Source organism: Enterococcus sp. DIV2453a (assembly GCF_050533535.1).
Taxonomy (GTDB): domain Bacteria; phylum Bacillota; class Bacilli; order Lactobacillales; family Enterococcaceae; genus Enterococcus; species Enterococcus faecalis.
The window spans coordinates 513,962-534,535 of record NZ_CP172899.1 but is presented as its reverse complement, the minus strand read 5'-3'; the positions used below and the strand labels follow the sequence as shown (position 1 = coordinate 534,535).

The window sequence follows — 20,574 nt, the reverse complement described above, 5'->3', positions numbered from 1 at the left end:
TTTCACTCCTCCTTACGGAAATGGTAACAGTTCTGAAAAATTTTTTCTTTTTAATTTTAATATATTCTCTATATTTAATATTATTTCTTTCGAAAAATTTCTTGGTGCCATGTTGGGAAACCACTTGGGGTCAAATACCTTCACTACTTTCACATTCTTAGCATGATTATTTTCAAACATTGTAATATACGGAGACATATTAAGAGAATTGCTTATATTTTTGATAGTAAATGTATGACTTACTTTTTCTGTTTTCTCTTCATTATTCAGAATAACAAATTCACTACCTTCAAGATATGCATATAAATCTTTAACTTCTTTCGAGCTCAATCTATCAAAATAGTCATGATAAATGTCCTTATTGTCAATTACTAATCCAGAGCCTTGACTAACTTTTCCTTCTTTATATTTTGAATGCGATGTAGCAAAATATTGTAATATTTCTTTTTGTGATTTTATTACTGCTTTTCTTGCTGATTGACTAGTTCCCAAACCCACTGCTTTGTATTTTTCACCATATCCAACGGCAAGTACTACGTAAAGGTTCTTACTTAAAGATATATTATAATATTTGACATTGTCTAAATAATTAGTCAAATATCGGTCTATTTTTTTTATTTCTTCTATCTTATCTATATTTAATTGCTGAGCCTTAGTATGAAACAAGAAGTTAGTAATATAGCTCTGTCTTTCAAAGAATTCTTTATACGCTATCCATATCAATGGCTTTGATTTTTTATGCGAGGCCATACCAGAAGAATCAACAAAACTATTCTTAAACAAAATCATATCAAGATTAACTTGTTTAATGCTTCCATCAATTAAATTCGTAGCAATAACCGTATGCTCTTTTGGTGAATTTTCGTTGATGAGTGTTTCTCGCTCCAAATACTCTCCTAAAGTTGAAAGAATATGCTGCCTTTTATTCTTTAAATCAACCTCATAGGCTTTGATAGGTCTTTTAGAATATTTTTCTATATATACGTTATAGTGATGTGACATAAATAAATCCTCATTTAAAACAAAATTCACCTTATTTCTTAAAAAACCTTTCAAAAGTATTCTCCTTTCTATCATTGGATAGGACAATCAATAGAATAATCAATTAAATATCTCTTAATAATCTCTTTATCTTTTTGTCTTTCAATGTTTATCTTAATTGGTACAGAATTTAGTAACTGTTTGGATATACATTTTATTGTTTTAACTCCTCTATTTATGTCATCTCCAATTACGGATATCTCAACATGGTTAATCCAATCAGAAGTTTCAATGTATTTCGTAGCTTGTATAGAATCTTTTGTAATAACTTTGTATGTTTCATCCATAAACTTTACTTTTTTTAAAATTTGTTTATGCAATTTATCAGAAAATTTATTTGCTTTTGCTAAGGGATTATTAAAAGTTTGCCACTCTATTCCCTTAGCTTCTTTCAAGGCCAAAATTAGAGATTGTTCCATAGTAATACTACAACATACACCTGAGGTTAGTAATTTCCCTTCTAAAAACCCCATCACGATCACTGTTGAATAATTACTAAGTTCACGAACTACATAAATTTTAAACATATTTGAAATAAAATTATAATCATTAATTAAGTCATGAATTTCTTTATCTTGTTTTAACTTTTCCCCTTTCAAACCATACCAAAAACAAAATACTTCATTTTTCTCAATCAATTCTGTTAGTGCCTTTGGGATTATTACTTCTGAAAGTTTTCCAGATGAAGTTCCTGTCGTATCATTAAATCCGAACTCATGATTTCCATATCCAAATTCTGAATATTTTCTGCTACTTACAATATTTTTTTCTAAATTTACAGAAGAAATAGTTTTATTTGTACTTAATGGTATCCCTAAGAAAAGTCTTTCTAAATATTCATTATAACTTTTAATAAGTGATAACTGTTTATTTTCGTCAACTGAGAAAGCACTACCTGCTGTCATTCCTTGCTTAATCTTGACACGTGAAAAATTCACATATCCAATATTTATATTTGATAAAAACATATCACTTTTCACACCATAGGAACTTTTATTCGTGAATATCATTAGTTAACACCTCTAAAATTAAAGTTTCCATTAACAAACATTTTCTCAAGTTTATACATAATCCATTTGTCAGTTGTTGCTCTGGTACTAGCATTTCGTTTATTATTATGTTTTTTTCTTTACTAATCGCTAATTGACTGCTTTTAGAAACATAACCAATTTCTTTTATACCATTTGTGTACGCCTTTTTTTTATATAAACAAATTGCATCCTCTATGTTTAAAAAAAAAGCTAACACCAGTTTATCATTTACTATTTCTCTAATCTTAGTTACATCAGTTTCATATAGAATCAAAAAATTATTTTTAAAATCAAAAGAATAACAACCAGTATTTACATTCCCTATTTTTTTTGTTATGGCTAGTATTGGCATACTAACTTTATATATAAAGGAAGCATAATTTTTTTGTAAATCACTAACTAACGTTTTTATAAAGACAGGTAACTCATCAAAAGGATATACCGCTAACCTAATATCCGAGTATTTCACATTATAAAGACCTAAAACATCGCTCAATTCATCTAAATTATTTTCTTCTACTTGTTTATTCACTACCCTTTGTTGATATTTTAACGTATCAATCAAATATGCTTCATCTAATAGTACATTCTTATATTCATTCCAATAATAATCACTCATAGCAATCACAATACCCCCAATGATAAGCAATATCTTTTGAAACTAAATGATTATTTAAATCAATAGATAAAACTTCATCTAAGTCACATTTCATTAAATCGCTATCCAAATTCCTCATTATGGTATAAACTATCGTAAAATAATCATCCTTTTGCAACGGGTATTCTATAGCAAAATTTTGTGATTTTGTATAAAGTAAATCTATAATTGTCTGAAAGTTAGCTGTATCAGAAGTTATTTCTCCTCTTAATTGGCTTTCTAGTTCAGAAAAAAAACATATTGGACATGGATTGTACCATTCCCTTTTATAGAAATTCGAAAAATAAATATGATGATTATAGCTAAAAATTATTTTAATGACTACATTCTTTTCCTTGGCTATATTTACAATATTTTCATATTCTTTAAAATTGAAAGCCTTTAAAAATACTATAAGCAATTTACCATCCATATTTTTAGATTCTAAGTGGGAAATACTAGTCTGATGACTAATTGTAAATTTTTCGGAAAACACGTAATCGAATAATTCAGAAAATTCAGAATCATCGGTATATACCAAAACCTCATTAACCTTATTATTTTCTATATCTAGCTTTTTAATTAATTTATTTTCTTCTAAAAAGACCAGTACATTATTAATCATGTTGCTCCTAAAATAATTGGATAATAGAGATTCCTCAAAATTTATTACTTCATTTTTTTCTAAATCTTTTAACATTCTAACTAAATTTTTATTAGTAATAATTATCGAAGATAGTTTTGTTTGAAAGAATGTTTCTTTTTCACTAAGATCATGCCATATAAAAGGGTTTACTTTATACATTTTTTCACTCCTTTTTAATTGATTATGTAAAGAGGTAAGTGCGTCCACTTACCTTATGAAGTTTCTATTCTTCTAATCCTGTGGCACCCCCACAACAACAGCAGCAACAACAACAGCAGCCACCGCCACCGCCGCCACCACCGCCGCCACCTTTAGAGACAGTAATGTTCTCAACGACAGAACCATACCCAAACCCATATAATTCAGTCTCTTCATTAATTGCATTTGGGGTTTTTTGCGACACTAAAACTTCTTCAACATTCATTTTAATACACCTCCGTTATAATTTTATCAATATTGATGAAATTATTTTACCACTATCCAATCATTTTTCAAGCAAAAACTCATCTTATTCTAATTAAAAAACGTATTTTTATACTGAAAAATCTAAAAATCTTTGATTAGACAACAAAAACAAAAAAATTAATAACAAAACAACTATCATTAATTTTTCTATTTTTATATCAATGAAAATTCTAACAAAAATAATTTTTAAAATATTTATTTTATCACATTAAAATTATAATATACAATGCATATTCGCATATTTTCGGATTTTACCTCTTTAATAACAATTGTGAATACCTAGTTTTATGAATTGATACTTACTATAAGGAAAGCATATTGTTTAATAACAAAACATATTTAAGTATTTAAAAAGCAACAACCGCTAACACAAGAGCTAACAATCATTGCTTTTTGAACTTATTTACTATGCAAATAAAGACATTAAAAACTAGTATTCTCAATACATTTAAACAGAAACTACTACCTGAAATCATAATTTCTGTATATTTTCCTTGTAACTACAACTGAAACATGTAGTACCTTCGAGTTGCCAAAAAAACATTATTCAAGTTAAGTAGCATTATTAATTATGTAGTCTTCTCTTCCAAAATAGGGACGACTTTTAGGGACGACCCTTAAACATTCCATAAAATTTTATAAAACTTATTACAGCTATCAAAAGTATCAATTATTTATATATCAACACTACCTCTCTCCTCAAAAACTATCAATAAGATTCCGGTTCTTGAGACGGGGGTTCGATTCCCTCAGGGCGCGTTATTCAATTACAGAGAATACTGATTTTAAGAGACATTTTCCTTTTGAAAATGTCTCTTTGCTTTTTCACCTTCTTCATTGTAGCCTATAATGGTACTTTTTTCTATCTACCATATAAAATTTCTAATTATTATAATTTAAAAAAATAGTTAAAAAAACAATAGAACCCTATTGAGTGCCAAAAAAGAATTTTTACAATATAGATGGTATAGACGTCAGTTAATCAGGTACATATTTTTGCTCCTTAAACAAAAAATGAGGAGAATGGGACAATAGTCCTTTCTCCAAAAATATTATCCAAAATTCTTCTCATATCTTCTTTATCCATATCCATAATCGTTTGACTAATTAATCTATAATCCTCATCAAAGTATTTCATACGAGATTTTCTTTCAACTTTATGTAAAACATCTTTTAACTGTTTCTTTGTAATTGGATTAATCTTCTTAGGAAAACGTTGATGAAAAATCGCCTTAATATCAAAATATACACCTAATTCATCCGTAGCTAAATCAGGATACCTCTTTTCCAAATTGTCATACATCATAAATATTTCGTTTTGAGACTCTTCTGACGGAAGACCGTAAAATAAATCTCTAAACTTCTTTCTTATACTTTGAGAAATTCTTGGTTCAACGTAAGAAGAAACAAATTCAAATAAAGAAATCTGTAAGTTACCAAGAACGCCTATTAGTTCATTAACCGTCAATTCTTTTTTCCCATTTTCGATTCGTGAATACACAGCTGATCCCATCACGTTTTTTCTTGAATCTTTCTGCTTCAATCCAGAATCGATTCTCACTTCTCTAACTAACTCATTAATCGCTTTTTCTTTTATATATATTCTCCTCCTTTTAATTAGAATATAGTAAATGTAAAAATAAAAATCAACTGAATTAAATACATTATTTTTGCCGAACACTACAATTCAATAACGTAAAAAGAAAGGGCTTTCCAAAACATTAGTAATATCCTATAATTATAATGTAGCAATATTTGATTGGAGGATATGTATTATGAAACGCATTTTTATTAGCTTTGCTATAGAGGACTCTCACTTAAGAGATTTTTTAGTTGGACAAGCAAAAAATACAAACAGTCCTTTTGAATTCGTTGACATGTCGGTAAAGGAACCATGGAGTAATTCATGGAAAACAAGATGTAGAACAAAAATTAAGGGTTGTGATGGAGTAATAGCTATCGTTACTAAAAATTCGATGATGGCTGATGGTGAACGCTGGGAGCTAGAATGTGCATCTCAAGAAAAGATTCCATGTTTAGGTATTTGGGGAAATAACAATCATTTAGGTGTTAAAATTCCTCCAGAGCTTCCTAGTTATAAAATGAGGGATTGGACATGGGTAAATATCTCATCATGGATTAATAATTTATAGGAGAATCACAGATGAAAAAAGCATTAGTAATTGGCATTGATGACTACCCTTCTGTTCCACTTAATGGATGCGTTAACGATGCTAACTCAATGACAGAACTATTACAAACAAACGGAGATGGTTCGCCAAATTTTGAAGTTTCACAACTCAATAACATTAGTACAAAAGCAGAATTACTTGATTCTTTAGAAAAGCTATTTGATGGATCTGCTGATATTGCATTATTTTATTTTTCTGGTCATGGAAGTGATGAAGGATCAGGTTATTTGGTAACACCTGACTTTAAACGTCGTGATTTAGGTGTCCCAATGACAGAAATATTGAGATTGGCTAACCATTCAAATTGCGGAAACAAAATTATTATTTTAGATTGTTGTTTTTCTGGTAAAATAGGTGAATCTGGAGTCATTCAAGGTACAGAAGCGTTTCTCGGAGAAGGTGTAACGATAATGTCAGCAAGCATGCGTAATGAAGTATCTATGGAAGCATCGGGACATGGTGTATTTACAAATTTATTATTACAAGGCTTGCGAGGTAGCGCCTCAGATATAACTGGAAAAATAACACCCGCCAGCTTATACTCATTCATAGATCAGTCTTTGGGTGCTTGGGAACAACGTCCAGTATTTAAAACTAATATTTCAAGTTTTTTACCTATACGTTCTATTGAACCAAGAGTATCAAAGAAAACTTTGCGACAATTGTCACAATTCTTCCCAAATCCTAGTGATGAGTTTCGCTTAGATCCATCTTTTGAATTTACAAATGATCCATCTCAAGTACATCAAGTAATTAAACCCTATGCAGATGAAAATAATGTTTCTAAATTTAAAACTCTGCAATTATATGAGAGTGTTGGTTTAATCGAACCTGTTGATACTAATCATATGTATTTTGCTGCAATGGAAAGCAAATCGTGTAAACTAACAGCTTTGGGTTTACATTACTGGAGACTATCAAAAGATAGAAGATTTTAGATTTATTAATAGTCTTTTTACAGGAGGTATATTTTGTTTAACCCAACTATAGACAAGTACTTAGAACTAACACCAGAACAGTTTGAACGCTACTCTCTAGATATTTTAGCTGAACAGACAAAAAATCTAGAGAACTTGATAATAGAGCATGATAAAATTATCAAAACCTTTGATGGAAACTATCAGATTGATGGGTATATTGAATTTTCATTAATGGGCGTAACATATAAAACTCTAGTTGAATGTAAACATTATAAAACAGCGATAAATAGAGAAAAAGTTCAGATATTACATTCAAAAATAAGTTCGATAGGTGCCCATAAGGGTATATTAATTTCTACCTCTAATTTTCAAAGTGGAGCTATTGGATATGCAAAACAACATGGAATTGCTTTAATTCAGCTTACAGATGCAATGAATGATTATCAGGCACGTTCTATGCAAGGGGTAATTGTCGCTTCTGGATGTAAGCCTTATAACTACGGAAAGCCTTATTCAGGTGTATTAATAAGCGGAAATGGCAAAGGAACTTTTACTTGTTCTTATTTGAGTCAATCTAATACTGCACTAGAAGAGTTTATAAAAAAATAATATTTCATCCCAATGATGCATGTACCAATAAGTTATACCCTTGAAAAATTACTCAAGAAAAGAATCTGCCAAATTTAGCAGATTCTTTTCTTACTTATAAAGAGTAGTTTTTTCTGATTTCCATTATTTTATTTTTCTGTTCAATGTTTGTTATTGATGAAATTTCATAGTGATTTAACAAACTCTCTATTCCTTCTTTTTTAAAACTATATTTTAATGCTGAATAAGTTACTATTTCTACTTCTATGTTTGTAAGAAAACACTCGATACCTTTAGGTGTTAGGTTAAATAACATTTTTTGATAAAATGGTTTTGCATTTACTGCCACACCATAAGAATTACCTAAATAACAAGAAATGTTTGTGGATACATATTCTTCTATTATTATTTCAGGAATTGGAGATATTTGTGTTGATATCTCATATAAACGTTCTGCAAATGGACGTTCATTATAAAAATTATTAAAACCCCAATGCGTTTGTTGCAAATTATAAATAGCTTTTTTAAAAATTGCTATTTTTTCAGTATCCTTTAAATTACTTAAAAGACCCAAATTTTCAAAAAATAAACGAGAATTTGTAGCACTACTCGCATCTCCCCTAATCAAAATCTCATTATGTTTTTCAATCAATGTTGTTTTCATTTTATTGCTTAAAATAGGTTGAAGTAATTTTGCTAATTCTAATGAGTTAGATCGCGTATGACTTGCAATCGAAGCATCTATAAATTTAGAATACAAAATTTGAATAATCAATTCTTTCTGAGATTCAAAAGTATTTAAAATCATTTCGGATAACGTTATTAGACTCTCTTCACTCGAATCTTGATTTTCTATAACGGTTAAAACCTTTTTTATGTCTACCCCAACTATCTCATGTACATCAGATAACCCATACTTACAGCATCTACTAATAAAAGTAATCAACTCTCTATCATCAATCTCTATTTCTGTAGGATGTGCTACTGATGCATTGTTTCTAATTTCTCTACATTGGTTTAGATAAAAATTTCCTTCCTCATTAATAATATTGAGCTGATAACATAGTTCTATTAATTCTGAATCTGTTATTTTATCCAAAAAATTATCATCTTTTTTTGCCCCAGAAATATTCTTAATCATTTCCAATCCAAAAGAACTAACTTTATTTCTCAATTCTTTGATCACACTATTCCATATGTATACTATTGCACCGTCAAACAATCCTACTGATATAGCCACACATGATTTTGCTACGAACTTATCTCTAAGTCTAGCAGGAATTAAATTCAATTCTCGGGGTAACAAAGATAACGCTATATTTATATCTTCATTGGATGGAAGTATATCCCGAGAAATAGATAGTGATGTTGTTATTTGTGAAACAATATCCTCACTATTTTGAGTTAGATTTCCAGCATCAATAACAAGTGAACCATTTGAAACAGCAACTAAATTATTCTTATTCATGAACTAATTAATCTCCTTTTTTATAATATTTATAAGTTATAAACTAATATTATTTTAACTAAATATTAAAAAAAAAACAAATCAAGCTACAAATTTTTTCCATAGATATAGTAGGAGCAACCAACTTAAAATAAATTATTTTAAACCGTACATTCAAAAATTAATAACTTCTAACACAATAGCTAACAATCATTGCTTTTTGAACTTATTTACTATGCAAACAAAGACATTAAAAACCAGTATTCTCAATACATTTCAACAGAAACTACTACCTAAAACCATAATCTCTGTATATTTCACTTATAACTACAACTAAAACATGTAGTACCTTCGAGTTGCCAAAAAAACATTATTCAAGTTAAGTAGCATTATTTAATTATGTAGTCTTCTCTTTCAAAATAGGGACGACTTTTAGGGACGGCCCTTAAACATTCCATAAAATTTTATAAAATTTATTACAACTATCAAAAGTATCAAATACTTATATATCAACGCTACCGATCTCCACAAAAATCATCAATAAAATTCCGGTTCTTGAGACGGGGGTTCGATTCCCTCAGGGCGCGTTATTTAAATATGTTGATTTATCAACGTTTCTGGACACTCTTTATTCATCTAAAGAGTGTTTTTTTCTTGTTTAGGAATGATTTTTCTATCCGTAGTTTTTTCAAATGTTGCTTGTGGCAAGCTCAATCGCACTTAACGCGACAACATTTGTTCTGCTTCAGCTAAAAATCCAATAAGGCTAAAATTCCTCCGTTCCTATTGTAACGCATAACGTTTCCTTTTTCTATCTGCTAAACAAAGTATTACGACAAGTAAACACCTGCTTCTCTCTTAAAGATCCCTTTCTGATTATATAGTAAATTGCTTTTAATTTGTTAATTATTTTACCTAAAACTTAATACCCTAATTAAATAAAGAACCTGGGGCAAAAATCACTTTGGATTTTTGTCCCAGGCTTAAAACCTGATAATTGGCGGGAACAGAACCGTTCAGCTCCGACCTCTAAAATACTTAATTAGAAATATGCTACCCGCAATCACACCAATTATGATTACTAGCCAAAATAATCCACTTACAAGTAACAGCTCAGTTAAGGTCGTCTTCAGATTCTCCTCCTTTAAATGGCATCTGCTTTGTTTTGCTATGTAATTAATGACGAGATCAGACAACAGCTATCAAAAAAACGGACCAACACGTGGTCCGTTTTCATTCATTATTAAGCTTTTACGATGTTCGTTGCTTGTAAGCCGCGTGGACCTTCTTCAGTATCAAAAGTTACTGCTTGGCCTTCGTCTAAAGTTTTAAATCCATCTGATTGAATAGCTGAAAAATGTGCAAATACATCATTGCCATCTTCACCTGTAATAAATCCAAAACCTTTGTCTGCGTTAAACCATTTTACTGTACCGTTGTTCATATATATTTCCTCCTAGTGCATAAAAATATGCAAGTTATTGCAAAAAATGTTGAGTGGCAAAAGGAGAAGTATAGTTTTTAAATATATAACTCAAATTACTTATCAAAATTGATTACTTAATTACTATAACATATTTATTAGAAATAAACAATGCCCACGACTTTTCCTTGGACTTTCTAAAATAATCAAAGATGCGCTTGACAAAGCCCTAGCAAAAAACACTCCTATTCTTTCTATTTCCAGTTAGTTTTGTTTAACTTTAAATAATCGCTACGCGCCAAATAATCAAATAGCGGAGCTAATCCTGGTGAAAAATTTACTTCCTCAAACCGCTTAATAAATTGTACGCCTTTAATTTTATTTGGTTCGTTCAGCGTAACTTTTCCTTGGGCTTGTTTGGCAAAATAAAAATGTCCTTGCCAAACGATTGAATCAAAAACGAGTGGTCCAGTAAAAATTTCTTCAAGTTCAGTAATTTCCACTGCTAATTCTTCTTTCATTTCACGAATCGCACATTCCAGCGCTGATTCACCAAGTTCTTGTTTTCCACCAGGGAAATTCCAAGTGTCTGGCCGATCTTTTAAAATAAGAATTTCATCTGATTGATTTTTAAGAAGTACTCGCGAAAATTCTTTTTTCATTTCGTTTAACCCTCTTCTTCATTTTTTATTGAGAAGCCACACTTGGTAGCATAAAAATATAATGCAAAATACGATCCGCGTACGATGGATTTTTTTCAAAGTCATTGACTTCTTCATTGACTAACTCCAAATCATCGGTAATCACTCCAGCAACGTCCATAAAGAGCATTTTACTTAATACCTCTGAGTCATTAACTGTCCAAGCATAAACTGCTTTTTTCTGTTGGTCAGCTTTTAAAATGAAGGTATCGTTCAACGTGGTAGCTTCCATTGTATACAAATCAGCTTGTGTTTCTGGAAAAGTGAAATTATAGGGCAAAATAAAACTAACTTTTACTTTTGATTTGGCTTTTTTAAACGCTTTGATCACATTGTAGTCGAGAGATTGAACCTGATGGTTATTCTTTATCAAAGGACGTTCATATTTTTCAATAAAGTTAGAAAGCGCACCTTGACTATCTTGTTTAGACGTTTTAATTTCTACTAGTAATTTTTGTTTGGCTTGGTTTGCCTTCGCTAAATAATCATCAAAACTGGCAATTGGTGCTTCTTGGCCATTTTCTTTAACGGTCATTTTTGTTAATTCAGCCAACGTAAACTCTTGCGGCGTGCCATCAACGCCGGCGAGTTCTTGAAGGTTGGCATCATGCATCACAACAAATTGATGGTCTTTGGTTTCTTGAACATCAATTTCAATATAATCTGGTTTAAATTTAATGGTTCTTTCCATAGCAGGAATGGTATTTTGTACGCCATTACTATTGGTGACCCCTCGATGCGAAATAATCAAAGGTTTTGATTCTAATAGCCCTGTTAAGTAAACAGCGTTGAAAATTATATAGCCGCCAAAAATGGTGAATAGTCCTAGGCCCATTCCGATAGTCACTAATTTATTACGTTTTGTTTCTTTGTCAAAGGCAACTTTTGTCGTCGTTTCTGCTTGAACATTTAATTGTGTATATAAGAAATTAATCAGTAATACTGAAAGCCAAGCATTAGAGACAAACTGTAAAAATTGGACAACCGTTAAATTTAAAATCCCACCTAGCAAGCTAATGGTATCGCTCAAGGTATCTAACTTCAACTGTAGAAGATAAAGTAACACATAAATAACATACGTTGAAACAAATACCGCGATCGTCACAAATGCAATATTACGAATAATGAACCATAATCGTTTGTTTGTCATTGACCAACTAGCCTTAACTGCCTCGCCTGCTTTTTTTCTCTCCAGAATCATTAATGGAAGCGTGTAAATGAAACGAATAGCTAAATACCAGACTAATAACCCAAAGGCCAGTAACCCAATCAAGTAAGGAATTCGTTGGGACAAAAATTCAACAATAAAATCTGGAATCACAAATTTCGTCAATAGATTACTTTGGAAAATCAGGTTACCAAAAGGGACAATGACAACAAAATAACCGAAAAAGAATAACCACGAACGGGCACCTTGCTTTTTAAGAACCTTAAAAGATGCCTTGGTAACTCCTTTAAAATGAAAGCGATGGTCTTGCCGTATTTGAAAAATCCCTAATAATAAAAAGGTAAACTGATAAAAAACTGCACCTAAAAAAAGTAACAACAAGAGAATTAATAACACCAGAGCAAGCGGCTTTTCTAACAATAAATTCAGGTTATTAAACGAAAGATAAGGAATACCTTGAGTTTTTAGTGCGTTGGAAGTAGCCCAACTAAAAGCCCCACCCACCAATAATAATAAGACATTTAAAGTAAAAAATAACCATAAATACTGTAAGATGTCTTTAAAAAATTGCCTTGTTCCATTTTTAAATGTTTGCCAAGCAGACATACAAACCCCTCCATTCTAAAAGTATCTGATTAAAGTTCTTCCATACGAAGCCTAAATAAAACAACGGCAATCCAAATTGAAATAAATGATGGCAAAATAACAATAATGATTGCGACTGGCTCATTAATAGTTCCTTTTAACGTATTTTTTACTTCTGAAGAAACAATAAACTGATCAAAAATCACTTGATAAATAGTAACATAAATCAATACCCATTGAATATAATATTCAATTATTTTCATTAAAGCGATGGATAAAACAATTTTTTTCGTCGTTAAATTCAATAAAAAATATAATAAAAGACTCGTACTGATGATAACGACTATCCCTAAAAGAAATAACGACTCTAACTGCTCTCCTATTACGTTTGCAACGCCTATTGTTAATAATAAATACATAGCTACCGAAATTAAGATGCTCACACTTAGCATAACAGAAAACAAAAGTAATGCCTTAAGAAAAAGCCACTTATCAACTCTTTTATTTCCAATCAATAAACCTAAAAGAATCACCGACAAAAGTAAAATCAATTCAATCATTCGTTCCTCCTTCCAAAACAAATGAAAACAAATTCATATGTTCGCGTTTATTTTATCAAACCAAAATGGATTTGTAAAATATTTCACATGTTATTTAATAAACGACTATTACTAGAAAAAAGACAAGCCAAGTTTCCTTTATTTAGGAAACTTGGCTTGTCTTTTTATTCTTTTTACTTCGTTATTTTTTGATAGTTTGCGAATAATTGATTCGCATCTCCTTCTCCATCAATTTTCTTGAGATGGCCGTTATCTATTTTAAACATAGATGGCACATGTAAAACTTTATTTTCTCGGATAAATGTTGACCATTCCTTCATGGTCTCTTTGTTGGTTAATTCTACATAGTAAACCTGTTTAGGTGCTTGTAATAGTTTCTCGAAATCCTGACAATCTGAACAGTTTTTCTTTTTTAAAACAACATAAAATGTTTCGCCAGAGTGTTTTTTTTCTTGATACTCATTGAAACTTAATTCCTTTTTATGCGGAATAAATGTAAAACCTACCAACAAACTAAGTAACAAAATTAACAGACTGAACGAAATTTTTTTATTCATGTTTTTTCTTCCTTTTTAGTTTGTCTAATTTTTTCTTTTTTTATTTTTTGTTATACCAAAGCTAATAGCCACTATAAGGATAATTAAACCTGCGATCATGTAAAATGGATTTACTGTTGTATTAGTCATTGGTAAATGAATTCCTTTACTTGCTGATTTCCCAAAATTGACTGGGTTCGTTGGTGCTTGATGATTTGTAGGCGTCAACGGTTTTTTCGGTTTTAGCGGTTGTTTAGGTTCAGGTTTTTTTGGATCTTCTGGCGTTGGTGCAGGCGGTGTTACGGTTGGCTTGTTGGAATGCAACACGTCCCCTTCGTTGCCAAAGTTTAAGTCCGCTTGGTTGGGAATGCCGCCTTGTTCAATATAAGGTGCTAATTCTTCATCGGTTGCGCCGTCTTTAATTTTAGTGGTAATAGTCATTGTGTATGTATGACCAGCTAAGTAAGAGTAGCTGTCATCTTTTTTGTTCATAGTAAAGGTTACTTTGTTATTTTCTTGTGTTACTGTGCCGTTAGCTGTAACATCTTTACCATTTTCATCAGTGATAACGACTTTTTGGATATCTAATAATTGGTTGACGTTATCCACTAAACTAGCTTGGGTCCAAGTGCTTGTTTCGTTACCAAAGGCTGTTTTAACATTCCATTTAAATTCTTGGTCACGGTTGGTTAAATCTAAATGTTCTTGGCCTTCGATATCTTTTGTAATCGTTGGATCTTCTGGCGTTGGTGCAGGCGGTGTTACGGTTGGCTTGTTGGAATGTAACACGTCCCCTTCGTTGCCAAAGTTCAAGTCCGCTTGGTTGGGAATCCCGCCTTGTTCAATATAAGGCGCTAATTCTTCGTCCGTTGCGTCAGCTTTAATTTTAGTGGTGATAGTCATTGTATACGTATGACCACTTAAATAGTCATAGCTGTCATCTTTTTTGTTCATTTCAAAAGTTACTTTGTTATTTTCTTGTGTTACTGTGCCGTTAGCTGTAACATCTTTGCCATTTTCATCTGTGACTTTCACGTCTGTGATGTCTAACACTTTATTAATGTCATCCACCATGCTGGCTTGGGTCCACGTGCTTGTTTCGTTACCGAAAGCTGTTTTGACATTCCATTTAAATTCTTGGTCACGATTAGTTAAGTCTAAATGTTCTTGGCCTTCGATATCTTTTGTAATCGTTGGATCTTCTGGTGTTGGTGCAGGCGGTGTTACAGTTGGTTTGTTGGAATGTAACACGTCACCTTCGTTGCCAAAGTTTAAGTCGGCTTGGTTGGGAATGCCACCTTGTTCAATATAAGGTGCTAATTCTTCATCGGTTGCGCCGTCTTTAATTTTAGTGGTAATAGTCATTGTGTACGTATGTCCAGCTAAGTATGAGTAGCTGTCTGCTTGTTTGTTCATTTCAAAAGTTACTTTGTTATTTTCTTGTGTTACTGTGCCGTTAGCTGTAACATCTTTACCATTTTCATCAGTGACTTTCACATCAGTGATGTCTAACACTTTATTAATGTCATCTACCATACTGGCTTGGGTCCAAGTGCTTGTTTCGTTACCGAAAGCTGTTTTGACGTTCCATTTAAATTCTTGGTCACGGTTGGTTAAATCTAAATGTTCTTGGCCTTCGATATCTTTTGTAATCGTTGGATCTTCTGGCGTTGGTGCAGGCGGTGTCACTGTTGGTTTATTGGAATGTAACACGTCACCTTCGTTGCCAAAGTTTAAGTCGGCTTGGTTGGGAATGCCACCTTGTTCAATATAAGGTGCTAATTCTGCATCGGTTGCGCCGTCTTTAATTTTAGTGGTAATAGTCATTGTGTACGTATGTCCAGCTAAGTATGAGTAGCTGTCTGCTTGTTTATTCATTTCAAAAGTTACTTTGTTATTTTCTTGTGTTACTGTGCCATTGGCTGTAACATCTTTACCATTTTCATCTGTGACTTTCACGTCTGTGATGTCTAACACTTTATTAATGTCATCTACCATACTGGCTTGGGTCCAAGTGCTTGTTTCGTTACCGAAAGCTGTTTTGACGTTCCATTTAAATTCTTGATCGCGGTTGGTTAAATCTAAATGTTCTTGACCTTCTACGTCTTTAGTGATGTTTGGATCTACTGGCGGCGGTGTCACTGTTGGCTTGTTGGAATGCAACACGTCCCCTTCGTTACCAAAGTTCAAGTCGGCTTGATTAGGAATTCCACCTTGTTCAATATAAGGCGCTAATTCTTCGTCCGTTGCGCTAGCTTTGATTGTTGTGGTAATAGTCATTGTGTACGTATGACCACTCAAATAGTCATAGCTGTCTGCTTGTTTGTTCATTTCAAAAGTTACTTTGTTATTTGCTTGTGTTACTGTGCCATTGGCTGTAACATCTTTGCCATTTTCATCAGTAACAACGACTTTTTGGATATCTAATAATTGGTTGACGTTATCCACTAAACTGGCTTGTTGCCAAGTACTTGTTTCGTTACCAAAGGCTGTTTTGACATGCCAATCGAAACTATCTTCACGATTGGTTAAATCTAAGTGCTCTTGATTTTCGATATCTTTTGTAATCGTTGGATCTTCTGGCGTCACGTCACACGCATGCGCATTGTCATTTTTAGGAATCATCGCTTCTGGAAATTCCTTAGCAATTGTTCCTTGATTCATTGTCCCACTACTTACAAGGGTTGCTGCATCAATCGCTGTATTTTCTTTGACTTCGTAGTGAATCGTGATGTTTCCTACGTAACCTTCTGTACTAGTTGCTGAAATGGTTTGTCCGTTAATTTGAACAGGCACATCATTTCCAGCATCGTCCGTAGCGGTCGCCGATTGAATGTCAAATTGATCAGCAATTGTTAATGAAGCTGTTGCTGGTGTCGATTGCGCCAGACGATCTTTGACAATTTGTTTTAATTGGGTTGTAAAATCATCAATAGATTGGCTTGTAATAAAATCTTCTGGTGTGCTAGATCCTTGTTGCAACTCTTGTTTTACAAAAGGACCCACTTCTGTTTTATATTTATCAAAATATGAATTTACTGAACTTAAAGATTCAACACTTTCCCAATACGCATTAATCATTTCATAGCCTTGGTTAGTAATTTCTTGGTTTAACGCTAAAACTTCTGCTGCTGCACCTTGATAGTCATTACTATACTCAACCGAAACTTGAAAAGGATGTCTTGGATCTGGATATTCATTGATTGAATCATTGGTGTTGGTTTTATGCAAGTAACCATCTAAACGTGTATTAGCGACCCCATCTGTCACTAATAGGAAATATGTTTTTCGATTCGTTAAATCTCCGTGTGTTTGATTGTACGTATCTAAAGCAAGTTTCAATCCTGAGGCAGTTGGTGTACCACCATACGTCCGAACATCTCCAAATCCAGAGACAAATTGGCTTTTATCATGGGTTAATTGAGTATCAACACGCACATTCATATCATAATCAGCTGAATTAATTTTTACTTTTCCATCAGGAAACATAAATTGTTTTCCGCCGCGATACGAAGCCAGCATCACGCGGTCTTGATCAGATAAACCTTGAACCACTTCATCAATCGCTTGTCTTACATGTGGAAAATTATCTGAAAAACTACCACTGGCATCTTCAACAACCACTAAATCAACCGGTTCCGTTTCACCCGCTTGAACTGGGAAAGTAGCTTATCCCTCCAATATCCGTTTACAATCAGCTAGACTGTCGTCTTTCACTTTCACCATATTGGTCATTCCTTCTGTATCTCCTGCTTTAACCACTCCTTCGGCTAAAGCCATTGTGGGACTGAAATTTCCCACAACTGTTCCAGCGACAATCACCATTGTCGATAATAATTTCGTTGCTTTCTTAAACATTTTAATCCTCCCTATTTTCTTTCGCTAGTGTTTGGGACACTTGCTTCTCTTTACTTCAACTACAGCTCCTTAAATCTTTCATCAAGTCGATGTGTCTCCTTGCTTTTGTGACACATCTCTTACTCAATTTCTGATTCTATCACCTTTATAGGCTAAAACTTGGCAGTATTCGGCTCTTGAAAACGTAAAATTTGTCTTTTAAAAATTAATGAAAAGACTATCCACTGACAAAGTTGGTTTTCACTTACTTTTTGCTACTTGATTCCTTTTAAGACTCTTTTTTTACACAAAAAAAGTAAAAGAACCTTTACAGTCCTTTTACTTAATTGTTAGATGCTATTCATAATTTTCTTAGTTTTGTTCTATAAGCTGAATAGTTTAGCCTGTTTATTTCAACAATATTTGACGTTAGTCAGCCGTTTCGTTATAGTTAAAGAAAAGGCTTTTTGGTAGGAGTGAATACGATGAATGAGTGGCCCCATCAGTTAATGACGCTTTTAACCCCACTTTTTGAGCTATGTATTTTAGGACTGAATGTTTTTTCGATTATTGTTTTAGTTTGGGGTGTTTGTTTAGCAGGAAAAGATTTCATTAAAAGTGAACGACAAAATCAAAGCCGCTTTACCTTAACCAAAATGAATACGTTCATCAAAAACTTCCTTGGTAGCTACATTCTGTTAAGTTTAGAAATTTTAATTGCTGCTGATATTATTGAATCCATTGTCAAACCAACTTTTCAAGATATTTTGAAATTGGCAACCTTGGTAATCATCCGTACAGTTATTTCTTATTTCTTACATAAAGAAATTGAAGACACTATGACCGATATGGAACAACAAGAAAAAGAACCAGATACCCCAAAAAATTAGTGGGTACGCTGGTTCTTTTTTATTTAATCGCTTTAAAATAATGAAGTGGTTCGTTAGACAAACGTTGCATTTTACGTTTTTTATCTTCAATAATTGCTAAAATCTCGTCTGAAAAATTTTCTAAAATAACACGGCCGCCTTTATAGGTGTGACCACCCATTTCAGCAACTTCGCTGGCCGTCAAAATGACTTTACGATGCGCAATTTTTTTGAAAAATTCTTCAATTAAGTACGTCGGTAAGTAAAAATTATTTTGAGCAGAAAATGATTCCAAATAAATAAAATCATCGATGCTGATGAAACAATCATCCATCGATAAGTATTCAATTGATCTGTCTATATATAATTCACGCTTTTGTAAAATTTCTTTGACTTTTTTATTTAATAAATTCAATGATTCAATTTCTTTAACCAAATGTTCTAGTTCACGATAACGTACTTCTTTTCGCTCTTTGTAAGATGAATGTAAGGCGGCACTTGCTGTGACTATTAGCGCACCGACGATTACACCTACCATTCCGGCGATAAAAACAAACATATTTTTCCCCTCGCTCTTTTCTAATTTTCCATTTTAGTATAACATAATCCAAAAGTTTCGGATAAAAAATGATACAAAATTTTTCAAGCGACTTCGTTGACCTTTATTGACCAAAGAGGTATACTTTTCATAGGCATTCAAAGTGCTTTGTGATAGAATGACTTTAAAAGTTTCTTTATATAGGAGGATTTACTTATGAATTTAATTCCAACAGTTATTGAACAATCATCTCGCGGTGAACGTGCTTATGACATTTATTCTCGTTTATTAAAAGACCGCATCATTATGCTAAGCGGCCCTATCGATGATAACGTGGCAAACTCAGTGATTGCACAGTTATTATTCTTAGATGCCCAAGATTCAGAAAAAGACATTTACTTGTACATTAACTCTCCTGGTGGCAGCGTTTCTGCAGGTTTAGCGATTTTCGATACCATGAATTTCGTTAAAGCGGATGTCCAAACGATCGTATTAGGAATGGCGGCTTCAATGGGTAGCTTCTTATTAACAGCTGGTCAAAAAGGCAAACGTTTCGCTTTACCAAATGCGGAAATCATGATTCACCAACCACTTGGTGGCGCTCAAGGGCAAGCAACAGAAATTGAAATTGCTGCTCGTCACATTTTAGACACTCGTCAACGTTTAAATTCAATTTTAGCTGAACGAACTGGCCAACCAATTGAAGTGATTGAACGTGATACCGATCGTGATAACTATATGACTGCCGAACAAGCAAAAGAATATGGGTTAATCGATGAAGTAATGGAAAATAGTAGCGCCTTAAATTAAAAATAAAAAAATGGAAACAGCGACAGTCGCTGTTTCCATTTTTTTATTTTTCAATGTATCCACGTAATTCTTCTTCAGTGACACTTTCGTCAAAGATATGCTCACCAATGATGATCGTTGGTACAAATTGAATGTGCGCCGCATTGGCTTCAGCAATCACTGCGGAAACAAGCGTTGCATCTTTTTGTTCTTTTAAGCCAAGATTTTTTTCAGCATACGTCGCTACTTCTTCTAAGGTTAAGTTTCCCCATTCATCTTGCGTAGCAAACATTTTATGCAATGCTGACAGTGCTTGTTCAGGCGCTGAATAGTCAATGTAGTGATGCATCACATTGCCGCGTTGTAAACTTTCTTTTTCTTTATCAAACAACTTAATGATACGTTCAACTTTACCACTTTTGACAAATTGTGCTAACAGTTCCTCAGACTCTTCAAACCATTTTCTGCAATAAGGACAGCGAACATTGATAAATTCTATCATTTTGACAGGGGCATTGCTCTCACCAATGTGAAGCCCTGTTTCTGTGTTAACTTTTGTTGCATCAATTACTGAAATATCCATAAAAAAACCTCATCCTTT

General features: G+C 32.6%; 21 protein-coding genes. 5 read left to right on the top strand and 16 right to left on the bottom strand.

Features of this window, described 5'->3' with window-relative positions; all coding sequences use genetic code 11:
• Positions 1–12 precede the first annotated feature (12 nt).
• The 6 genes from IGK03_RS02635 to IGK03_RS02610 all read right to left on the bottom strand — a co-directional run bounded on the left by IGK03_RS02635 (position 13) and on the right by IGK03_RS02610 (position 5,363).
• Positions 13–1,056, bottom strand: coding sequence for a YcaO-like family protein (locus IGK03_RS02635; protein ID WP_010826861.1), 1,044 nt, complete (start codon positions 1,054–1,056; stop codon positions 13–15).
• 17 nt (positions 1,057–1,073) lie between these two features.
• Positions 1,074–2,051, bottom strand: coding sequence for a hypothetical protein (locus IGK03_RS02630; RefSeq protein WP_002407756.1), 978 nt, complete (start codon positions 2,049–2,051; stop codon positions 1,074–1,076).
• Positions 2,035–2,691, bottom strand: coding sequence for a hypothetical protein (locus tag IGK03_RS02625; protein WP_002407757.1), 657 nt, complete (start codon positions 2,689–2,691; stop codon positions 2,035–2,037). Before IGK03_RS02625 ends, IGK03_RS02630 begins: the two co-directional genes overlap by 17 nt.
• A complete protein-coding gene (locus tag IGK03_RS02620) occupies positions 2,684–3,514 on the bottom strand; it encodes an McbB family protein (protein ID WP_010826860.1) in 831 nt (276 codons plus the stop codon). Before IGK03_RS02620 ends, IGK03_RS02625 begins: the two co-directional genes overlap by 8 nt.
• Positions 3,515–3,578: 64 nt before the next feature.
• A complete protein-coding gene (locus IGK03_RS02615; RefSeq protein WP_002365266.1) occupies positions 3,579–3,779 on the bottom strand; it encodes a hypothetical protein in 201 nt (66 codons plus the stop codon).
• A gap of 1,044 nt (positions 3,780–4,823) precedes the next feature.
• Positions 4,824–5,363, bottom strand: coding sequence for a helix-turn-helix domain-containing protein (locus tag IGK03_RS02610; protein ID WP_430602449.1), 540 nt, complete (start codon positions 5,361–5,363; stop codon positions 4,824–4,826).
• Between the two features lie 232 nt (positions 5,364–5,595).
• Here IGK03_RS02610 and IGK03_RS02605 point away from each other — a divergent pair, with 232 nt between their 5' ends.
• The 3 genes from IGK03_RS02605 to IGK03_RS02595 are packed head-to-tail and all read left to right on the top strand — an operon-like array spanning position 5,596 to position 7,541.
• Positions 5,596–5,973, top strand: coding sequence for a hypothetical protein (locus IGK03_RS02605; RefSeq protein WP_002355652.1), 378 nt, complete (start codon positions 5,596–5,598; stop codon positions 5,971–5,973).
• A gap of 11 nt (positions 5,974–5,984) precedes the next feature.
• A complete protein-coding gene (locus IGK03_RS02600; protein ID WP_430602447.1) occupies positions 5,985–6,950 on the top strand; it encodes a caspase family protein in 966 nt (321 codons plus the stop codon).
• 33 nt (positions 6,951–6,983) lie between these two features.
• Positions 6,984–7,541, top strand: a complete 558-nt coding sequence (locus tag IGK03_RS02595) for a restriction endonuclease (RefSeq protein WP_430602445.1) — start codon at positions 6,984–6,986, stop codon at positions 7,539–7,541.
• Positions 7,542–7,635: 94 nt separating this feature from the next.
• On the opposite strand, the gene IGK03_RS02590 is transcribed toward IGK03_RS02595, so the two are convergent.
• The 8 genes from IGK03_RS02590 to IGK03_RS02555 form a co-directional block, all read right to left on the bottom strand.
• Positions 7,636–8,988, bottom strand: a complete 1,353-nt coding sequence (locus IGK03_RS02590) for a hypothetical protein (RefSeq protein ID WP_113792857.1) — start codon at positions 8,986–8,988, stop codon at positions 7,636–7,638.
• 1,222 nt (positions 8,989–10,210) lie between these two features.
• Positions 10,211–10,411: a cold-shock protein gene (locus tag IGK03_RS02585; protein WP_002355647.1), complete on the bottom strand. Its 201-nt coding sequence runs from the start codon at positions 10,409–10,411 to the stop codon at positions 10,211–10,213.
• A gap of 233 nt (positions 10,412–10,644) precedes the next feature.
• Positions 10,645–11,052, bottom strand: coding sequence for an NUDIX hydrolase (locus IGK03_RS02580; RefSeq protein WP_002361287.1), 408 nt, complete (start codon positions 11,050–11,052; stop codon positions 10,645–10,647).
• 25 nt (positions 11,053–11,077) lie between these two features.
• Positions 11,078–12,865 carry a glycerophosphoryl diester phosphodiesterase membrane domain-containing protein gene (locus tag IGK03_RS02575; RefSeq protein ID WP_002366206.1) on the bottom strand — a complete coding sequence of 596 codons (1,788 nt, stop codon included), beginning with the start codon at positions 12,863–12,865 and terminating at the stop codon, positions 11,078–11,080.
• Between the two features lie 29 nt (positions 12,866–12,894).
• Positions 12,895–13,404: an SA1002 family membrane protein gene (locus IGK03_RS02570; protein ID WP_049095910.1), complete on the bottom strand. Its 510-nt coding sequence runs from the start codon at positions 13,402–13,404 to the stop codon at positions 12,895–12,897.
• 173 nt (positions 13,405–13,577) lie between these two features.
• Positions 13,578–13,961, bottom strand: a complete 384-nt coding sequence (locus IGK03_RS02565; RefSeq protein WP_002358745.1) for a bacteriocin — start codon at positions 13,959–13,961, stop codon at positions 13,578–13,580.
• 24 nt (positions 13,962–13,985) lie between these two features.
• The gene (locus tag IGK03_RS02560) at positions 13,986–16,565 is read right to left on the bottom strand and encodes an isopeptide-forming domain-containing fimbrial protein (RefSeq protein ID WP_430602595.1); all 2,580 of its coding nucleotides are present in this window, start codon (positions 16,563–16,565) and stop codon (positions 13,986–13,988) included.
• A 1,044-nt stretch (positions 16,566–17,609) separates the two neighbouring features.
• Positions 17,610–17,798: a hypothetical protein gene (locus tag IGK03_RS02555; RefSeq protein WP_430602443.1), complete on the bottom strand. Its 189-nt coding sequence runs from the start codon at positions 17,796–17,798 to the stop codon at positions 17,610–17,612.
• Positions 17,799–18,262: 464 nt separating this feature from the next.
• Here IGK03_RS02555 and IGK03_RS02550 point away from each other — a divergent pair, with 464 nt between their 5' ends.
• A complete protein-coding gene (locus IGK03_RS02550) occupies positions 18,263–18,667 on the top strand; it encodes a DUF1622 domain-containing protein (protein WP_002383026.1) in 405 nt (134 codons plus the stop codon).
• Positions 18,668–18,686: 19 nt separating this feature from the next.
• Here IGK03_RS02550 and IGK03_RS02545 read toward each other — a convergent pair whose 3' ends face one another.
• Positions 18,687–19,205, bottom strand: a complete 519-nt coding sequence (locus tag IGK03_RS02545) for a hypothetical protein (RefSeq protein WP_002355635.1) — start codon at positions 19,203–19,205, stop codon at positions 18,687–18,689.
• Between the two features lie 195 nt (positions 19,206–19,400).
• On the opposite strand from IGK03_RS02545, the gene clpP reads away from it, so the two are divergent.
• Positions 19,401–19,994, top strand: a complete 594-nt coding sequence (gene clpP / locus IGK03_RS02540) for an ATP-dependent Clp endopeptidase proteolytic subunit ClpP (protein WP_002355633.1) — start codon at positions 19,401–19,403, stop codon at positions 19,992–19,994.
• Positions 19,995–20,037: 43 nt separating this feature from the next.
• Here clpP and IGK03_RS02535 read toward each other — a convergent pair whose 3' ends face one another.
• Positions 20,038–20,556: a DsbA family protein gene (locus IGK03_RS02535; protein ID WP_002373440.1), complete on the bottom strand. Its 519-nt coding sequence runs from the start codon at positions 20,554–20,556 to the stop codon at positions 20,038–20,040.
• Positions 20,557–20,574: the final 18 nt, after the last annotated feature.